16 protein-coding genes are annotated in these 16,698 nt (G+C 64.5%); 1 reads left to right on the forward strand and 15 read right to left on the reverse strand.

Annotated elements, in window-relative coordinates:
- Positions 1-70 precede the first annotated feature (70 nt).
- From ACFOMH_RS03280 to pgsA, 4 genes are all read right to left on the reverse strand, one after another.
- Complete coding sequence (locus tag ACFOMH_RS03280; RefSeq protein WP_377742597.1) at positions 71-1,027, reverse strand: acetyl-CoA carboxylase carboxyltransferase subunit alpha; 957 nt, start codon at positions 1,025-1,027, stop codon at positions 71-73.
- 76 nt (positions 1,028-1,103) lie between these two features.
- On the reverse strand, positions 1,104-1,538 hold the full coding sequence (locus ACFOMH_RS03285) for a molybdenum cofactor biosynthesis protein MoaE (RefSeq protein ID WP_377742599.1): 435 nt from the start codon (positions 1,536-1,538) through the stop codon (positions 1,104-1,106).
- Between the two features lies 1 nt (position 1,539).
- Entirely contained in the window at positions 1,540-1,791 is a 252-nt protein-coding gene (gene moaD, locus ACFOMH_RS03290; protein ID WP_374422400.1) for a molybdopterin converting factor subunit 1, read from the reverse strand.
- Complete coding sequence (gene pgsA / locus ACFOMH_RS03295) at positions 1,781-2,410, reverse strand: CDP-diacylglycerol--glycerol-3-phosphate 3-phosphatidyltransferase (protein ID WP_374422402.1); 630 nt, start codon at positions 2,408-2,410, stop codon at positions 1,781-1,783. Before pgsA ends, moaD begins: the two co-directional genes overlap by 11 nt.
- Positions 2,411-2,566: 156 nt before the next feature.
- Here pgsA and ACFOMH_RS03300 point away from each other — a divergent pair, with 156 nt between their 5' ends.
- Positions 2,567-3,277 carry a ZinT family metal-binding protein gene (locus tag ACFOMH_RS03300; protein WP_377742601.1) on the forward strand — a complete coding sequence of 237 codons (711 nt, stop codon included), beginning with the start codon at positions 2,567-2,569 and terminating at the stop codon, positions 3,275-3,277.
- Between the two features lie 57 nt (positions 3,278-3,334).
- Here ACFOMH_RS03300 and uvrC read toward each other — a convergent pair whose 3' ends face one another.
- The 11 genes from uvrC to dnaK form a co-directional block, all read right to left on the reverse strand.
- Positions 3,335-5,206, reverse strand: coding sequence for an excinuclease ABC subunit UvrC (uvrC, locus tag ACFOMH_RS03305; RefSeq protein WP_377742602.1), 1,872 nt, complete (start codon positions 5,204-5,206; stop codon positions 3,335-3,337).
- Positions 5,207-5,508: 302 nt separating this feature from the next.
- Positions 5,509-6,279: an SDR family oxidoreductase gene (locus tag ACFOMH_RS03310; protein WP_374422408.1), complete on the reverse strand. Its 771-nt coding sequence runs from the start codon at positions 6,277-6,279 to the stop codon at positions 5,509-5,511.
- Positions 6,276-7,214, reverse strand: a complete 939-nt coding sequence (locus ACFOMH_RS03315; RefSeq protein WP_377742603.1) for a calcium/sodium antiporter — start codon at positions 7,212-7,214, stop codon at positions 6,276-6,278. The genes ACFOMH_RS03310 and ACFOMH_RS03315 overlap by 4 nt, the downstream gene beginning before the upstream one ends.
- A 103-nt stretch (positions 7,215-7,317) precedes the next feature.
- Entirely contained in the window at positions 7,318-8,121 is an 804-nt protein-coding gene (locus ACFOMH_RS03320; protein WP_377742604.1) for a S49 family peptidase, read from the reverse strand.
- Positions 8,122-8,173: 52 nt separating this feature from the next.
- A complete protein-coding gene (locus ACFOMH_RS03325; protein ID WP_377742606.1) occupies positions 8,174-9,049 on the reverse strand; it encodes a ribokinase in 876 nt (291 codons plus the stop codon).
- 138 nt (positions 9,050-9,187) lie between these two features.
- Positions 9,188-9,961, reverse strand: coding sequence for a cytochrome c1 (locus tag ACFOMH_RS03330; RefSeq protein WP_377742915.1), 774 nt, complete (start codon positions 9,959-9,961; stop codon positions 9,188-9,190).
- A gap of 591 nt (positions 9,962-10,552) precedes the next feature.
- Positions 10,553-11,875: a cytochrome b gene (gene petB / locus ACFOMH_RS03335; RefSeq protein WP_377742608.1), complete on the reverse strand. Its 1,323-nt coding sequence runs from the start codon at positions 11,873-11,875 to the stop codon at positions 10,553-10,555.
- A 10-nt stretch (positions 11,876-11,885) separates the two neighbouring features.
- The gene (petA, locus tag ACFOMH_RS03340; protein ID WP_377742917.1) at positions 11,886-12,455 is read right to left on the reverse strand and encodes a ubiquinol-cytochrome c reductase iron-sulfur subunit; all 570 of its coding nucleotides are present in this window, start codon (positions 12,453-12,455) and stop codon (positions 11,886-11,888) included.
- A 192-nt stretch (positions 12,456-12,647) separates the two neighbouring features.
- Positions 12,648-13,439 (reverse strand): RadC family protein, encoded by a 792-nt coding sequence (radC, locus tag ACFOMH_RS03345; RefSeq protein WP_377742610.1) that lies wholly within the window; start codon positions 13,437-13,439, stop codon positions 12,648-12,650.
- Between the two features lie 43 nt (positions 13,440-13,482).
- On the reverse strand, positions 13,483-14,646 hold the full coding sequence (gene dnaJ / locus ACFOMH_RS03350; RefSeq protein ID WP_374422416.1) for a molecular chaperone DnaJ: 1,164 nt from the start codon (positions 14,644-14,646) through the stop codon (positions 13,483-13,485).
- 81 nt (positions 14,647-14,727) lie between these two features.
- On the reverse strand, positions 14,728-16,644 hold the full coding sequence (dnaK, locus tag ACFOMH_RS03355) for a molecular chaperone DnaK (RefSeq protein WP_374422418.1): 1,917 nt from the start codon (positions 16,642-16,644) through the stop codon (positions 14,728-14,730).
- Positions 16,645-16,698: the final 54 nt, after the last annotated feature.

Consider the following 16,698-nt stretch of genomic DNA (forward strand, 5'->3'; position numbering starts at 1 on the left):
GGCCGGGCCTTCGAATTCTTCTTCACTCAAATATCCATGCGACCGCGCAAACGGCGCCGGGTGCGCCGCCTCAGGCCAGCGCCTTCGACCCCATGGCCAGGAATTTCTGCCGGCGGTCCTTGATGATCTCGGCCGGCTTCTTGCCCGCCAGCTCTGCCAGCATCGCGTGAATCGCATCGCCCACGGCATCGATGGCCTCGACGGGCGCGCGCTGCGCCCCGCCCAGCGGCTCGGGGATGATCTGATCGATCACGCCCAGCTTTTTCAGATCCTGCGCCGTCAGCTTCAGCGCATGCGCCGCCTCGCGCATTTTCTCGGCATCCTTCCACAGGATCGAGGCACAGCCCTCGGGCGAGATCACCGAATAGATCGAATGTTCCAGCATGGCGATGCGGTTGGCGGTGGCGAAGGCCACGGCGCCGCCCGATCCGCCCTCGCCGATGATGACCGAGACCAGCGGCACCCCGATCTGAAGGCATTTCTCGGTCGAACGGGCGATGGCCTCGCTTTGGCCGCGTTCCTCGGCGCCCTTGCCGGGATAGGCGCCGGGCGTGTCCACCAGCGTGATCACCGGCAGGCGGAACCGGTCGGCCAGATCCATCAGCCGGATCGCCTTGCGATAGCCTTCGGGCCGGGCCATGCCGAAATTGCGCGAGATGCGCGACTTGGTGTCATTGCCCTTTTCATGGCCGATCACCACGCAGGGCTTGTCGCGGAACCGCGCAAGGCCGCCCATCACCGCCTCATCCTCGCCAAAGGCGCGGTCGCCGGCCATGGGGGTGTATTCGGTGAACAGCTGTTCGATATAATCCTTGCAATGCGGACGCTCGGGATGGCGGGCGACCAGCGTCTTGCGCCAGGGATCGAGCGACTTGTAAAGGTCGCGCAGCATCTCGTCGGCTTTCTTGTCCAGCCCGGCCGCCTCTTTTTCCAGATCGACACCTTCGCCCTTGCGCGCCAGCGCGCGCAGTTCCTCGGCCTTGCCCTCAATATCGGCAAGAGGCTTTTCGAACTCCAGGTAGGTCATGCAAAGCTCCGCGATGTCATCCGGTCTGGTTGCGGCCTATATGCTTGCCGCGCGCCGGGATTGCAATGTTCAGGGCTTACCAACGGGCAAGCGCGTCCTCGTCCTCGGACCGTGCCTCGACCCATGCGCCGGGCCCCTCGGGGCCGATCTCGCGCTTCCAGAAGGGGGCGCGCGATTTCAGCCAGTCCATCAGATATTCCGCCGCCTCGAAGGCGGCCTTGCGGTGGCGCGCGGCGGTGGCGACCATCATGATCGGCTCGCCCACGCCAAGGCGGCCATGGCGATGGATGATGCGCCAATCGGCAAGCCCAAAGCGTTCCGCCGCCTGCGCGCCATAGGCCGTCAGTGCCTTTTCGGTCATGCCGGGATAATGCTCGATCTCAAGCGCGGTCAGCCGGCCGCCCTCGTCGCGGACCAGCCCGGAAAAGGCGACGACGGCGCCGGCGTCGGCGCCAAAGCCGCGCAGCTCGGTCCCGATGTCAAAGATTTCGGATTGCAGGCGCGCCGACATCTCAGCCCCCGGTCATCGGCGGAAAGAACGCGACCTCGCGCGCCCCGGCCAGGGGCGCGTCCAGATCGGCCAGTTCCTGATCCAGCGCGACCCGCACCGCCGAAAGGTCCGACAGGGCCGCCGCATGCCATTCGTCCATGGCCGCCAGCTGGGCCACCAGCTCGCGCACGGTCGTGGCGTCGGTTTCGATCCGCTCGCGCGGATGACCGATACGTTCGCGCAGCCAGGCAAAATACAGCACGTCAACGGCCATGATCGTCCCTCAGATAGGGGCGGGCCTTGTCGAAATAGTCCCAGCCGGTGATGGCGGTCAGAACCGCCGCGATCCAGATCAGCAGCAGGCCCAGCTGCGTCGCCAGATCCGACCAGCTGCTGGACCAGGGCAGGCGCGGCTCACCGACCAGCGGCGGGTGACCGACCTCGTAATATTTCAGCCCGGTGCCCAGAAACAGCACGGCAATGGCCACCATCTGGGCGGTGGTCTTCCATTTGGCGAGCTTGGTGACCTTGAGCAGCCGCGACTGGTCACCCAGAAATTCGCGCAGCCCTGCCACAAAGACCTCGCGAAACAGGATGATCGTGGCCGGCAGGATCAGCCAGGGGTTCATGCCGGAATAGCCGGTGATGACGACCACGGCGATGATGACCATGGCCTTGTCCGCGATCGGGTCCATGGCGGCGCCGAATCGGCTTTCCTGTCCCCAGAGCCGGGCAAGATAGCCGTCGAACCAATCGGTGATGGCGGCGACCAGAAACAGCACCAGGGCCGCGAAATCCGCGAAGGGCCGGCTGAGAAACAGGAACATCAGCGGCACCAGCGGCGCGGCTGCAAGTCGCAGAAGGGTCAGGATATTGGGCAATGTCCAGCGCATGGGCGCAATCTAGGCACTTGTGCGGGCCGGGGGAAGGGGGCGCGACACGTTGACGGCCCCCGGATGTGTTCGGGGTGCTTGCCCCCGGGCCTGGGTTTGATTATGAGCCGATATGTAATAACATTACATTAACGCAAACTGGAAAGGCGTTTTCGAATGAAGGGACATGATGTAAGGCAAATCGGCGCATTGGCCCTGGCGGCGGTGCTGGCTTTGGGTGCACCGGCGCTTGCGCAATCTGCCAAGCCCGCGGCCCATGATCACAGCCACGATCACGCGCATGACCACGGCCACGACCACGATCATGCCGATGACAAGGACGCCGAGGCCCGCAAGGCAATCTACAAGGGCTATTTCAAGGATGAGCAGATCGCGCCGCGCACGCTGGCCGATTGGCAGGGCGACTGGCAGTCGGTCTATCCGCTGTTGATCTCGGGCGCGCTGGACCCGGTCATGGCCCATAAGGCCGAGCATGGCGACAAGACCGCCGCCGAATACCGGGCTTATTACGAAATCGGCTACAAGACCGATGTGAACCGGATCGTGATCGACGGCGACAACGTGGCCTTCCATCGCGATGGCGGCACCGTTCAGGGCCGCTATGCCGCCGATGGCCATGAGATCCTGACCTATAAAAAGGGCAATCGCGGCGTCCGCTTCATCTATAAAAAGGTCGAAGGCGATGCGGATGCGCCCGGCTTTATCCAGTTCAGCGACCATGCCATCGCGCCGGGCAAGGCGGGCCATTATCACCTGTATTGGGGTGAGGACCGGGCCGAGATCCTGAAAGAACTGACCAACTGGCCGACCTATTACCCGGCCGCGCTGAATGCCGCGCAGGTCGTGGACGAGATGACGGCGCATTAAGCCGCTGCGGGACAGGTTCGAAAAGGGGGGCGGCAGGCCCCCCTTTGACGGTCGGCCCTAGCCCTTGTGAAAATGATCGACGATCTTTTGCGCCAGCTGTTCGCTGATGCCGTCGACGGCAATCAGATCCGCAAGACCGGCGCGGCTGACCGCCTTGGCGCTGCCGAAATGGGCCAGCAGCGCGCGCTTGCGGGCGGCGCCGACACCGGCGATTTCGTCCAGCGGGTTGGCCATGGTGGTCTTGGCCCGTTTGGCGCGATGGGTGCCGATGGCCCAGCGATGCGCCTCGTCGCGCATGCGCTGGACGAAATACAGCACCGGATCGTTCATGCGCAGCGCAAAGGGACGCTGGCCCTGGCGATAGAATTCCTCTTTGCCGTGGTCGCGATCCGTGCCCTTGGCAACGCCGATCATGGGAATGTCCTCGACCCCCAGCTCGGCCATGATCTCATGGACGGCGCTGACCTGGCCCGCGCCGCCATCGATCAGCAAAAGATCGGGCCAGGCCTCGGATTCGCGGTCCGGGTCCTCTTTCAAAAGGCGCGAAAAGCGCCGGGTCAGGACCTCTTTCATCATGCCGAAATCGTCGCCGGGCGTGATCTCGGTGCCCTTGATGTTGAACTTGCGATATTGGCTTTTGATCCAGCCCTCGGGGCCGGCGACGACCATGCCGCCGACGGCATTCGTGCCCTGAATATGGCTGTTGTCATAGATTTCGATCCGGCGCGGCGGACCCGGCAGGTCGAATGCCTCGGCCAGACCGTCCAGCAGACGCGCCTGCGCGGCGCTTTCCGACATGCGCCGGGCCAGACTTTCGCGCGCATTGCGCAGGGCGTTTTCCACCAGCTCGGCCTTTTCGCCACGCTGGGGCACGCCCAGCGTCACCTTGCGCCCGGCCTTGCCCGACAGCGCCTCGGTCATCAGATCGGGATCCTCGATCCCGTGCGACAGCAAGATCATGCGCGGCGGCACCTTGCCGTCATAGAACTGGACCAGAAAGGCCTGCATCACCTCATCGGCGGATTCGACGCCGTTCAGGCGCGGATAGAAATCGCGGTTGCCCCAGCTTTGGTTGCCGCGAATGAAAAACACCTGCACGCAGGCCTGACCGCCCTCGATATGCAGCGCGATGATATCGGCCTCGGGGACGCCGCGCGGGTTGATCGCCTGAACCGACTGGACGGCGGTCAGCGCCTTGATCCGGTCGCGCAGCGCGGCGGCGCGTTCGTATTCCATCGCCTCCGAGGCATCCGTCATCTCGCGGGCCAGATCGGCCTGAATGCGGGTCGATTTGCCCTGAAGGAACAGTTCCGCGTCCTGAACCAGCGCGTCGTAATCGGGCTTGTCGATGCGCCCGACACAGGGCGCGGCGCAGCGCTTGATCTGATACAACAGACAGGGCCGGGTGCGGCTTGAAAAGGTCGCGTCGGTGCAGCTGCGCAGCAAGAACACCCGCTGCAACTGGTTCAGCGTCCGGTTCACCGCGCCGGCGCTGGCAAAGGGGCCGTAATAGTCGCCCTTTTCCCCTTTGGCGCCGCGATGCTTCTTGATCTGGGCAAAGGGATGCGACTTGGCGACCAGAATGTTCGGGAACGACTTGTCGTCGCGCAGCAGCACGTTATAGCGCGGCTTCAGCTGCTTGATCAGGTTCTGTTCCAGAAGCAGCGCCTCGGTCTCGGTGCGCGTGGTTAGAAACATCATCGAACAGGTTTCGCGGATCATCCGCGCGATCCGCGCCGAATGCCCGGTGCCGCGCGCATAATTCGAAACCCGCGCCCGCAGGTTCCGTGCCTTGCCGACGTAAAGCACCGCCCCCTGCGCATCCAGCATCCGATAGACGCCCGGCGAGCTGTCGAGCGTCTTCAGATAGTCCTGAATCAGCGCCTGCCCGGTCTTTTGCGGCATATCAGAGGGGGGGGAATCGATCATTTTGTTAACGAAGTGATTCTTTGCTGCGGCTGCAAGTTTGAACCGGAAAGTTCAAGATTAAACCTGTCCACGGAATCTGTGGATAAGTTTGTGAATGACCTTGGGGGTATGGGGTGTTTGCCGGGGCAATCATGGGGAATTGCTGATCTGCCTAATAATTGGGCATTAAAATAACGCCATGATATTGCGGAGAATTTTTTGTCACTGGCACAATCCCCTGAAATCCTTGCCAGAATCGTGAAGAATTCGTGAAGGTCGGACCGAAAGTGGACAACTTGTCGCGCCAGAGGCGAAGAGCCCACCTATTCTACCCCCAGAATATCGGGCGTGCGCCATGCAAGGTGCTGGCCGCCATCCACACAAAGTAACTGTCCGGTGACCGCGGGGGCATCCATCAGATAGCCAAGGGCGGCACAGATATCCTCGGGGCCGGCGCCGCGTTCAAGGATGGTGGCGGCGCGCTGGCGGGCGAAATGCTCGTCGCTTTGACGCGCGCCGCGCAGCGTGGGACCGGGGCCGATGGCGTTCACCCGGATATCGGGCGCAAGCCCCTGGGCCAGGGTCCGGGTCAGCCACCAAAGCCCCGCCTTGGCAAGCGAATAGGTCATGAATTCCGGCGTCGGCTTCAGCACCCGCTGATCGATCATGTTGATGACCTGTGCCCGCGCGCGCGGCTCGCCGTCGCTGTGATCGGCCTTTGGGGCCTGATCCGCGAAGGCCTGGGTCAGGATAAAGGGCGCGCGCAGGTTCGAACCCAGATGCCGGTCCCAGCTGTCGCGCGTCGCGGTGTCGATCCGATCATGTTCAAAGATCGAGGCGTTGTTGACCAACAGATCCAGCTGACCCATTTCGGCCGTGACCCGCCCGACCAGCGCCTCGGTCTGGTCCAGATCCAAAAGATCGGCGTGGAACGCCTCGGCCCGGACGCCGAATGCGCGGGCCTCGGCGGCGGTGGCGCGGGCCTCGTCGTCCGAACCGTGGTAATGGATCGCGACATCCTGTCCCCGCCCGGCCAGATATAGCGCGATGGCCCGGCCAAGGCGCCGTGCCCCCCCGGTGATCAGTGCGGTCATAGCATCGCCCCCACATAAAGCCCGTAGGCGGCGATGAACGCCGCGCCCACGGGGCGGTTGATCGGCCAGCGCCGGAACAGGAAGGGCGCGGGCAAAAGCGCCGTCGCCAGCATGATCCACAGATCGCGATTCAGCATCTGTTCGGGCACCGGCAGCGCATCGATCAGCGCCGTGATCCCCAGAATGGACAGGATGTTGAAAATGTTCGAGCCGATGACATTGCCAAGCGCAAGATCGGCGCGGCCCCGGATCGCCGCGATGACCGAGGTCGCAAGTTCCGGCAGCGAGGTGCCGACCGCGACCAGCGTCAGGCCGATCACCGCCTCGCTGATGCCAAAGACCCGGGCGATATCGGTGGCCCCGGTGACCAGAACCTGTCCGCCCAGCGGCAGCGCGATCAACCCGATCGCCAGCCAGATCAGGATGCGCGGCCAGCCGGCGACGGTGGTCCCGGACCCGGCCTCGAGTTCGGGGACGGCGGCGCCGTCACGGCGCGCGGTCGTGATCTGACGCCAGATCACAAGGCCAAGCGTCACCAAAAGGATCAGCCCCTGCATGCGCCCGATCGGCCCCATCCAGGCCATGGCGATCAGCAAAAGCGACGCGCCCACCATCAGCACCCAGCTTTCGCGCAAATCGACATCGCGGGTCGGAATGCCCGCGATCAGCGCCGGCAGGCCCAGCACAAGCAGGATATTGGCGATGTTCGAGCCGACGACATTGCCCAATGCCATATCGGGCGACCCGTTCAGCACCGCCGCGACCGAAACGATCATCTCGGGCGCCGAGGTGCCGAAGGCGACCACCGTCAACCCGACGATCAGCGGCGGCAGACCCAGCCGAAGCGACATGGCGACGGCGCCACGCACCAGAAATTCGCCGCCCACGACCAGCGCCACCAGTCCGGCCAGAATCAGAAACAGATCGACGATCATTTATGCGGCAGCCCCAGAATCCGTGCGATGATCCGGCGCACGCCCGGGCCGGCCAGAAGCGCCAGCGCGATGATGACCAAAAGGCACAGGATGACGAATTTGATCATCCCCGGCCCGCCCCGAAACGCGAAAACGCGGCCCGTTCCTCGATGGAGTCGATGACATCATCGGCGGAAATGCCAAAGCGCCGGAACCACGGCACGCGCTGGCCATAGGTCAGAAAGCGTACCTTCTCGCCGTAAAGTTCGCGCATTTTCGGCACCAGATGGGCGATGCCATCGGCCAGCCCCAGCTCGACCGCCTCGCGGCCGGTCCAGACCTCGCCGGTGAAAAGATCGCGTCCCTCGGCCAGCCGGCCGCCGCGACGGCTGCGAATCTGATCCTGAAACGCCTGATGGATGGGGCCAAGCAGGCGGTCCAGCCGCTCGACATCCTCGGGGGTTTCGGGGCGGAACGGGTCCAGCATGGATTTCGAGCGGCCGGCGGTGTGCACGCGCCGCTCGATGCCGTGGCGCTGGATCAGTTCGGTAAAGCCGAAGCCCGCCGCGATCACCCCGATCGAGCCCAGGACCGAGCTGTCATCGGCCCAGATGTAATCCGCGCTTGAGGCCAGCCAATAGCCGCCCGATGCCGCCACATCCTCGACAAAGGCATGGACGGGGACGTCGTGATCCTGGGACAGGCGGCGGATGCGGGCGCCGATCAGGCTGGACTGCACGGGCGATCCGCCGGGCGAATTGACCGCAAGCGCGACCGCGACCGGCTTCTTGCGCCGGAATGCGCGTTCCAGCAGCGGCGCGAGCGTTGCGTCGGAAAGGCCAGAGCCGCCGCGGCCGGCGGCTCCGATGGCGCCTTGCAGGCGCAGGACGGCGACATGCGCCGGGCGGTTCAGGAATGGAATTTTCATGCCCAAGCAGATAGGCGCGCGCCGGCCCCGCGGCAAGCTTTGCGGCGCGGTTTCATACCTGTTGGGCCAGAAACGCGGCGACCTCGGCGCGGGTGGGCATGGCATTGCCCGCGCCCTTGCGGGTCACCTGAAGCGCGGCTGCGGCCGAGGCATTGCGCAGGGTGGTGGCGATATCCTCGCCCCGCGACAGGCCGGCGGCGAACCAGCCGGCAAAGCAATCCCCGGCGCCGGTCGTGTCCACGGCCTGCACGCGAAATGCCGGCTGTTCCCAGATCCGGCCGGTTTCAAGGTCGCGATATTCGGCCCCCTTGGCCCCGCGCGTGATCAACAGCCCCGCAATGGGCAGCGCCTCGCCAAAGGCGGCAAAGGTGTCGCGGGCCTCGACCTCGTTCACGGCCAGGATCGAGACATGGGGCAGCACGGCGCGCAGGGCCGCGATCTCGAAGGGGGCGGCGGAATAGATCACCCGCGCCCCGGCGGCGCGGGCATGGGCGGCGGCCTCGGCTTGCAGGGTGGTTTCGTTCTGCATCATCAGAATGTCGCCGGGACCGATCGCGGCCAGACCGCCGGTCACCAGCCCGGCGGGCAGGGCGCGATTGGCGCCGCCATGCAGGATGATTGAATTTTCGCCCTCGGCATCGACCAGAATGATCGCGTGGCCGGTCGCAACACCGTCAAGGCGCGCGACGGCCCCGGTATCGATCCCGGCCGCGCCCAGCATGTCCAGAACCCAGTCATCGCCGGTCCCCATGGCGCCCAGATGCCGCACCTGCGCCCCGGCGCGCGCCGCCGCGACCGACTGGTTGGCGCCCTTGCCGCCCAGCCCCAGCGCATGATCCAGCGAGCTGATCGTTTCGCCGACGCGCGGCAGCGCCGCCAGTCGATAGACATGGTCGATATTGATCGAGCCGAGATTATAGATGGTCATGGATCGCCTTGCCCCCTGTCACGGCCCGTTTCGCCGATTTCCCATCTGAGCGGTCGCGGCCCGGCTTGTCCATATCTCTTGCCCGAAATGCAAAACGCGCCCGCAAAGGGGCGCGTCCTGATTTCATGTCCGAAGCGATCACTCGGGCTTGCGCGGATGCTTGACCGACCACCACAGTTTCTTGTTGGTCAGATAAAGCAGCGCGGCCAGCACGATCAGGAACAGAACCGAGACAAAGCCGACCTGCTTGCGGTCCATCATCTTGGGTTCGGCCGTCCACATCAGGAAGGCGGCGACGTCCTGGGCCATCTGATCCACGGTGGCGGGGGTCCCGTCCTCGTAGGTGACCTGATCCTCGGTCAGGGGCGCGGGCATCTGGATCCAGTTCCCGGCAAAGGCGGCGTTGTGATAGAGCACGGCGCCGGCCTCTTCCTTGGTTTCGCCGTTATAGCCGGTCAGCACCGCATGGATGTATTCCGGGCCGCCGATGCCGTTGAACAGCTGGCTGATGCCCGAACCATAGGGGCCGTGGAACGCGGCGCGCGCCTTGGCCATCAGCGACAGGTCCGGCCCCATCCCCTCGCCCGAGACGGTGGGGAAGTGGTCGGTCGGAACGCGCGGGCGGTCCTCGCCGGTGGCCGGATCGGTGATGTCGAAATTCGCGGAATAGGCGCGAACCTGATCCTCGGGCAGCTGGGGGCCGCCCGGATCGGCCAGCGTGCGCAGCGGCACATAGCGCAGCCCGTGGCAGGCGGCGCAGACCTCGGTATAGACCTGAAGACCGCGCTGAAGCTGGAACTGGTCGTATTTGCCGAACGGACCCTCGAAGCTGAAGGCGATATCCTCGATATGCGCGGGCTCGTGGCTGGCGGCGGGTTCGGCCGCCGCGTGATCGGCGGCGGCATCCGACACTGCGCCCTCGGTCGCGGTCGGTTCCTCGGCCGATTCCGCCTCGACGGCGGTTTCGGCGGTGGTTCCGGCCGGCGCGTCCTCTTGCGCCGGGGTCGCGGCCTCGGCGGTTTCGGTCGGCTCAGGCTGGGCCTGACCCTCGACCGCGACGCTGGCGGCGCTTTGATCGGCCGCGTCGGTTTCGGCAACCGCCGCGGTGGCCTCGGCGGCCTCGGGCGCAGCCTCGGCTGCGGCCGGCGCTTCGGCTTCGACGGCCGCCTGACCGGCGGTGACAGCCTCGGCCGCGGCTTCAGCCGCTTGCGTGGTTGCCTCTTCGACGGCGGCCGGGGCGGCGGTCTGGGCCTCGGTCACAGCTTCGGCTGCGGCCTCGGCGGCCTGTTCGGTCGCCTGGGCGACCGGCTCGGCCGTGGCCGGGGTGGTCGCTTGCTCGGCCGCAGGGGCGACCGGGCTGGTGCTTTGATAGCTCGAACCGGCGGGGGCGGTGGTGCCCGGCGCAAGGTTCGAATCCTGGGCCACAGCGCCACCCGCCAAGGCAACGGCCAGGGCCGCAACAGCCGTGAGCGATGCGTTTCTCATGGTCATTGGTGCCTCTCCTTACTCGGCAGGATGGGTTTGGGGCCCGTAATGGGCATTGAAGTCTTCCTCGATCGTCTGCGGCATGGGCAGCGGCTTTTCGATGATGCCCAGCAGCGGCAGGATGATCAGGAAATAGGCGAACCAATAGGCCGCACCCGCCAGCGCGATATAGGGATAGATCCCCTCGGCCGGCATTGCACCCACCCACATCAGCACGACAAAGTCGACGGCCAGGATCCAGAACCACCACTTGAACAGCGGCCGGTACTGGCCCGAACGGATGCGCGAGGTATCAAGCCACGGCACCAGCGCCATGACCAGAATGGCGCCGAACATCGCCAGCACGCCAAAGAATTTGGCGTCGACGATGCCAAAGCTCAGCCAGTCGACCAGCTGCACCACCCAGACATCGGCGGTGAAGGCGCGCAGGATCGCGTAGAAGGGCAGGAAGTACCATTCCGGCACGATATGCGCCGGCGTCGCCAGCGGGTTGGCCTCGATATAGTTGTCGGGGTGGCCCAGATAGTTGGGCATGAAGCCCACGACGGCAAAGAACACCACCAGGATCACGGCCAGCGCGAACAGGTCCTTGATCACGAAATAGGGCCAGAAGGGCAGGGTGTCCTTTTCCGCCTCTTCCTTCGAGCTGCGGCGCACCTCGATGCCGGTCGGGTTGTTGTTGCCGGTGGTGTGGAAGGCCCAGATATGGACGATCACCAGCGCCGCGATGACGAAAGGCAGCAGGTAGTGCAGCGAGAAGAAGCGGTTCAGCGTCGGGTTGTCGACGGCCGGCCCGCCCAGAAGCCAGGTCTGGATCGATTCGCCGATGCCCGGGATCGCGCCGAAAAGGCCGGTGATCACGGTCGCACCCCAGAAGGACATCTGACCCCAGGGCAGCACATAGCCCATGAACGCCGTGCCCATCATGCACAGGTAAATCAGCATGCCGATGATCCAGGTCACCTCGCGCGGGGCCTTGTAGCTGCCATAGTAAAGGCCGCGGAAGATGTGGATATAGACGGCAAAGAAGAACAGCGAGGCGCCGTTGGCGTGCAGATAGCGCAGCATATAGCCGCCGTTCACGTCACGCATGATATGTTCGACGCTGGCAAAGGCCAGATCGACATGCGGGGTATAGTGCATCACCAGCACGACGCCGGTCGCGATCTGCAAAACCAGACAGAATGCCAGCACGATGCCCCAGATCCACCACCAGTTCAGGTTCTTGGGGGTGGGGATCATCAGGGTGTCATAGACCAGGCTGACGACGGGCAGGCGGCGATGCAGCCAGCGCTCAAAACCCGTCTTGGGCTCGTAATGGTCGTGGGGAATTCCGGCCATGTGCGCCTCCTCAGCCCAGCTTGATGGTGGTTTCGTTGACGAATTCGGCAACGGGAATATGCAGGTTCTGCGGCGCGGGGCCTTTGCGGATGCGGCCGGCCGTATCGTAATGCGAACCGTGGCACGGGCAGAACCAGCCGCCGAAATCGCCGGCACCGTCGCCGATCGGCACGCAGCCCAGATGGGTGCAGACGCCGATCATCACCAGCCATTCGCCGGCCTCGTCCATGGTGCGGTTCTGGTCGGTCGCGGACTCGCCGGGCTTGTTGGCGTTTTCCGCGTTCTGGTCGATCAGCTGATTCAGCTCGACCTCGCGACCCTTCTGGATCTCTTCCTCGGTGCGGCGGCGGATGAACACAGGCTTGCCCAGCCATTTCACCGTCAGCTGCGAACCGACTTCGACGCCGCTGATATCGACCTGAATCGACGAGAGCGCCTGAACGTCAGCCGAAGGGTTCATCTGGTTGACAAGCGTCCAGGCGGCGGCCCCGGCCGCGACCGTGCCGGCACCGGCCGTCGCGAAATAGAGGAAGTCCCTCCGGGTGCCGTGTTCGCCTGCGTGTTCATCTGCGTGGGACACGGATTTGATCTCCATTCTTGCCCCTTTAGGGGGCGATACGACCGAACGGGCCGTGACACGGCACAGCCCTCGCCTAGGCGGTTCTAGCGATCAATTTCCCGTCAGTCCAGAAGGCCAGAGCCGGCGATGTGCCGCAAAACGACGCAGGTGTGGGATTTTAGCTGCGGCAAGGCCGGGACGGACCGGCAGCGGTCAAAGCAGGCCCTCGCTGCGAAAGCTCAGCTCGCGGGATTTTCCGATGATCAGGTGGTCATGGACCGCGATTCCCATAACCTCGCCGGCGGTCACGATGCGGGCCGTCATGGATATATCGGCCTCGGACGGGGTCGGGTCGCCCGAGGGGTGGTTATGGACCAGGATCAGCGCGCTGGCCGTCAGTTCCAGCGCCCGGCGCATGATTTCGCGCGGATAGACGGGGACGTGATCGACGGTGCCGCGGGCCTGTTCCTCATCCGCGATCAGCACGTTCTTGCGGTCCAGATACAGCACCCGGAACTGTTCGATATCGCGATGCGCCATGGCGGTGTGGCAATAATCCAGCAGCGCGTCCCAGCTGGTCAGAACCGGGCGGTGCATGACGCGGGCGCGGGCCAGCCGCTGGGCCGCCGCCTCGACGATCTTGAGTTCCTGAATGACGGCGGGTCCGACGCCCGCGATTTCGGCCAGCCGCGCGGGCGGGGCCGACAGCACGCGGTTGAAATCGCCGAACCCATCCATCAGCCGGCGGGCCAGCGGCTTGACGTCCTGTCGCGGAATGGCGCGAAACAGCACCAGTTCCAGCAATTCGTAATCGGGCATGGCCCCGGCGCCGCCCTGCATGAAGCGTTCGCGCAGCCGCGCCCGGTGATCGGCCAGATAGCTGGGCACCCGCCCCGCGCCCGCGGTCAGTCCGGCGCGGGACAACAACGCCTCATCCCCCGCCGGGTCAGGGGCGGGGGTAAAGAGCGGAAGCGGTGCTTCGTGAAAGGCGCGATTCGATCCCATGGCGACAGCCTGCCATGGAAAGGGTAAAGAAGGCGTTAACCCTTTAGCCCTTCATCTCGTCCCAGAACCCCTTGATTTTTTGGAAAAACCCTTGGGTCTGGGGGTTGTTGTCGGCCTTGATGTCCTCGAACTCGCGCAAAAGCTCTCGCTGCCGGGCGGTCAGGTTCACCGGGGTTTCGACGGTCATTTCGATCAGCATGTCGCCCGCTTCGCCGTTCAGGCCGGGGCCGTGGCGCAGGGGGGGCATGCCCTTGCCGCGCAGGCGCAGCTGCCGGCCCGATTGCGTGCCGGCCGGAACCTTGACGCGCGAACGGCCGCCGTCGATCGTCGGCACCTCGATTTCGCCGCCAAGGGCGGCGGTGGCCATGCTGACCGGCACCTGACAGGCCAGCATCTTGCCATCGCGCAGAAAGATCGGGTGTTCCTTGACCTCGATAAAGATATACAGATCGCCCGCCGCCCCGCCGCGCATCCCGGCCTCGCCCTCGCCGGCAAGACGGATGCGGGTGCCGGTTTCGACCCCGGCGGGGATGTTCACCGACAGCGCGCGTTCCTTTTCGATGCGGCCGGCGCCCTGACATTCCTTGCAGGGATTCTTGACGATCTGGCCCTGGCCGTTACAGGTCGGACAGGTCCGTTCGACGGTGAAAAAGCCCTGGGTCGCGCGCACCTTGCCCATGCCCGAACAGGTCGGACAGGTCGCCGGTTCGACCGCGCCCTCGGCCCCGGTGCCATTACAGGCCCCACAGGCGACCGAGCCGGGCACATTGATGGTTTTCTGCACGCCGTTATAGGCGTCCTCCAGCGAAACCCGAAGGTTATAGCGCAGATCCTGTCCCCGGCTGGCGCGGGCGCGACCGCCCCCGGCGCCGCCGCGGCGCCCCATCATGTCGCCGAACAGATCCTCGAAGACATCGGCAAATGCCGAGCCGAAATCGCCCTGACCATTGCGCCCGAAACCGCCAAAACCGCCGCCGCCATTTTCAAAGGCGGCATGGCCAAAACGGTCATAGGCGGCCTTTTTCTGGTCGTCTTTCAGGCATTCATAGGCCTCGTTCACTTCCTTGAACTCGGCCTCCGAGACCTTGCAATCCTTGTTGCGGTCAGGGTGCAGCTGTTTTGCCTTGGTGCGATAGGCCTTCTTGATGTCATCGGCCGATGCAGCCCGCGCAACACCCAGCACATCGTAATAGTCACGTTTCGCCATGTTTATCGCGTCCGGGGTCCTTCAAGAAATGGCCGGCCCGTGCGGGTCTGCAACGGGCCGGCCGAACGGTTTACATCGCGCTTACTTGCGCTTGTCTTCGCCGAGATCCTCGAAATCGGCATCGACGATCTCGTCATCGACGTCGCGGGGACCGGCTTCGGGTTCGGCATCGCCATTGCCGCCTTCGGCCTGGCTGGCCTTGTAGATGGCCTCACCCAGTTTCATCGAGGCATCCATCAGGTTCTGGATGCCGCCCTTGATCTTGCCGGCATCGTCCGACTTGATGGTGTCTTCCAGCGCGCCGACGGCCAGTTCGATCGCCTCGACGGTCGAGCCGTCCACCTTGTCGCCATGCTCTTCCAGCGACTTCTTGGTGGTGTGGATCAGGCTTTCGGCCTGGTTCTTGGCCTCGACCAGTTCCTTGCGGGTCTTGTCGGCCTCGGCATTGGCCTCGGCGTCCTTGACCATCTGGTTGATCTCGTCATCCGACAGCCCGCCCGAGGCCTGGATGGTGATCTTTTGCTCTTTGCCGGTGCCCTTGTCCTTGGCGGAAACCGACACGATGCCGTTGGCGTCGATGTCGAAGGTCACCTCGATCTGGGGCATGCCGCGCGGTGCCGGCGGGATGTTTTCCAGATTGAACTGGCCCAGCAGCTTGTTGTCGGCGGCCATTTCCCGTTCGCCCTGGAACACGCGGATGGTCACCGCGTTCTGATTGTCCTCGGCGGTCGAGAAGATCTGCGACTTCTTGGTCGGGATCGTGGTGTTGCGGTCGATCAGGCGGGTGAACACGCCACCCAGCGTCTCGATGCCCAAAGACAGCGGCGTCACGTCGAGCAGGACCACGTCCTTGACGTCGCCTTGCAGCACGCCGGCCTGAATGGCGGCGCCAAGGGCCACGACCTCATCGGGGTTCACACCCTTATGCGGTTCCTTGCCGAAAAACGCGGTCACTTCCTCGACGACCTTGGGCATGCGGGTCATGCCGCCGACCAGAACGATCTCGTCGATGTCGCCTTTCGACATGCCGGCATCTTTCAGCGCGTCGGCCACGGGCTTCATGGTCTTCTTGATCAGGTCGCCGACCAGGCTTTCCAGCTTGGCGCGGGTCAGCTTCATCACCAGGTGCAGGGGCGTCCCGCTATTGGGGTCCATGCTGATGAAGGGCTGGTTGATTTCGGTCTGGCTGGCCGAGCTGAGTTCGATCTTGGCCTTTTCCGCCGCCTCTTTCAGGCGCTGAAGGGCCATTTTGTCACGGGTCAGGTCGACGCCGTGCTCTTTCTTGAACTCGTCGGCAAGGTAATTGACGATGCGCATGTCAAAGTCTTCACCGCCCAGGAACGTGTCCCCGTTGGTGGATTTGACCTCAAAGAGACCATCGTCGATTTCCAGAATGGTGATGTCGAAGGTGCCGCCGCCAAGGTCATAGACCGCGATGGTTTTCGAATCTTTCTTGTCCAGACCATAGGCCAGCGCGGCGGCGGTCGGTTCGTTGATGATGCGCAGCACCTCAAGCCCGGCGATCTTGCCGGCGTCCTTGGTGGCCTGACGCTGGGCGTCGTTGAAATAGGCGGGAACGGTGATGACGGCCTGGGTAACCGGCTCGCCCAGATAGGATTCGGCGGTTTCCTTCATCTTGCCCAGGATCATGGCGCTGATCTGCGAGGGCGAATAATTCTCGTCCCGGGCCTCGACCCAGGCGTCGCCATTGCCGCCATCGACGATGGCATAGGGGACCAGCTTGCGATCCTTTTCGACCTCGGGGTCGGTCAGGCGGCGGCCGATCAGGCGCTTGACGGCGAAAACGGTGTTCGAGGGGTTGGTGACGGCCTGGCGCTTGGCCGGCTGACCGACCAGTCGCTCGCTATCGGTGAAGGCGACGATCGAAGGGGTCGTACGCGCGCCTTCCGAATTCTCGATAACCTTGGGCTGGCTGCCGTCCATGATGGCGACGCAGCTGTTGGTGGTCCCGAGGTCGATGCCGATGACTTTAGACATGCAATAACCTTTCTTGCGGCGATATTACGGGTTGCGGGTCCCATGAGGCCCCCG

The sequence above is a fragment of the Paracoccus mangrovi genome, assembly GCF_042648425.1.
Taxonomy (GTDB): domain Bacteria; phylum Pseudomonadota; class Alphaproteobacteria; order Rhodobacterales; family Rhodobacteraceae; genus Paracoccus; species Paracoccus mangrovi.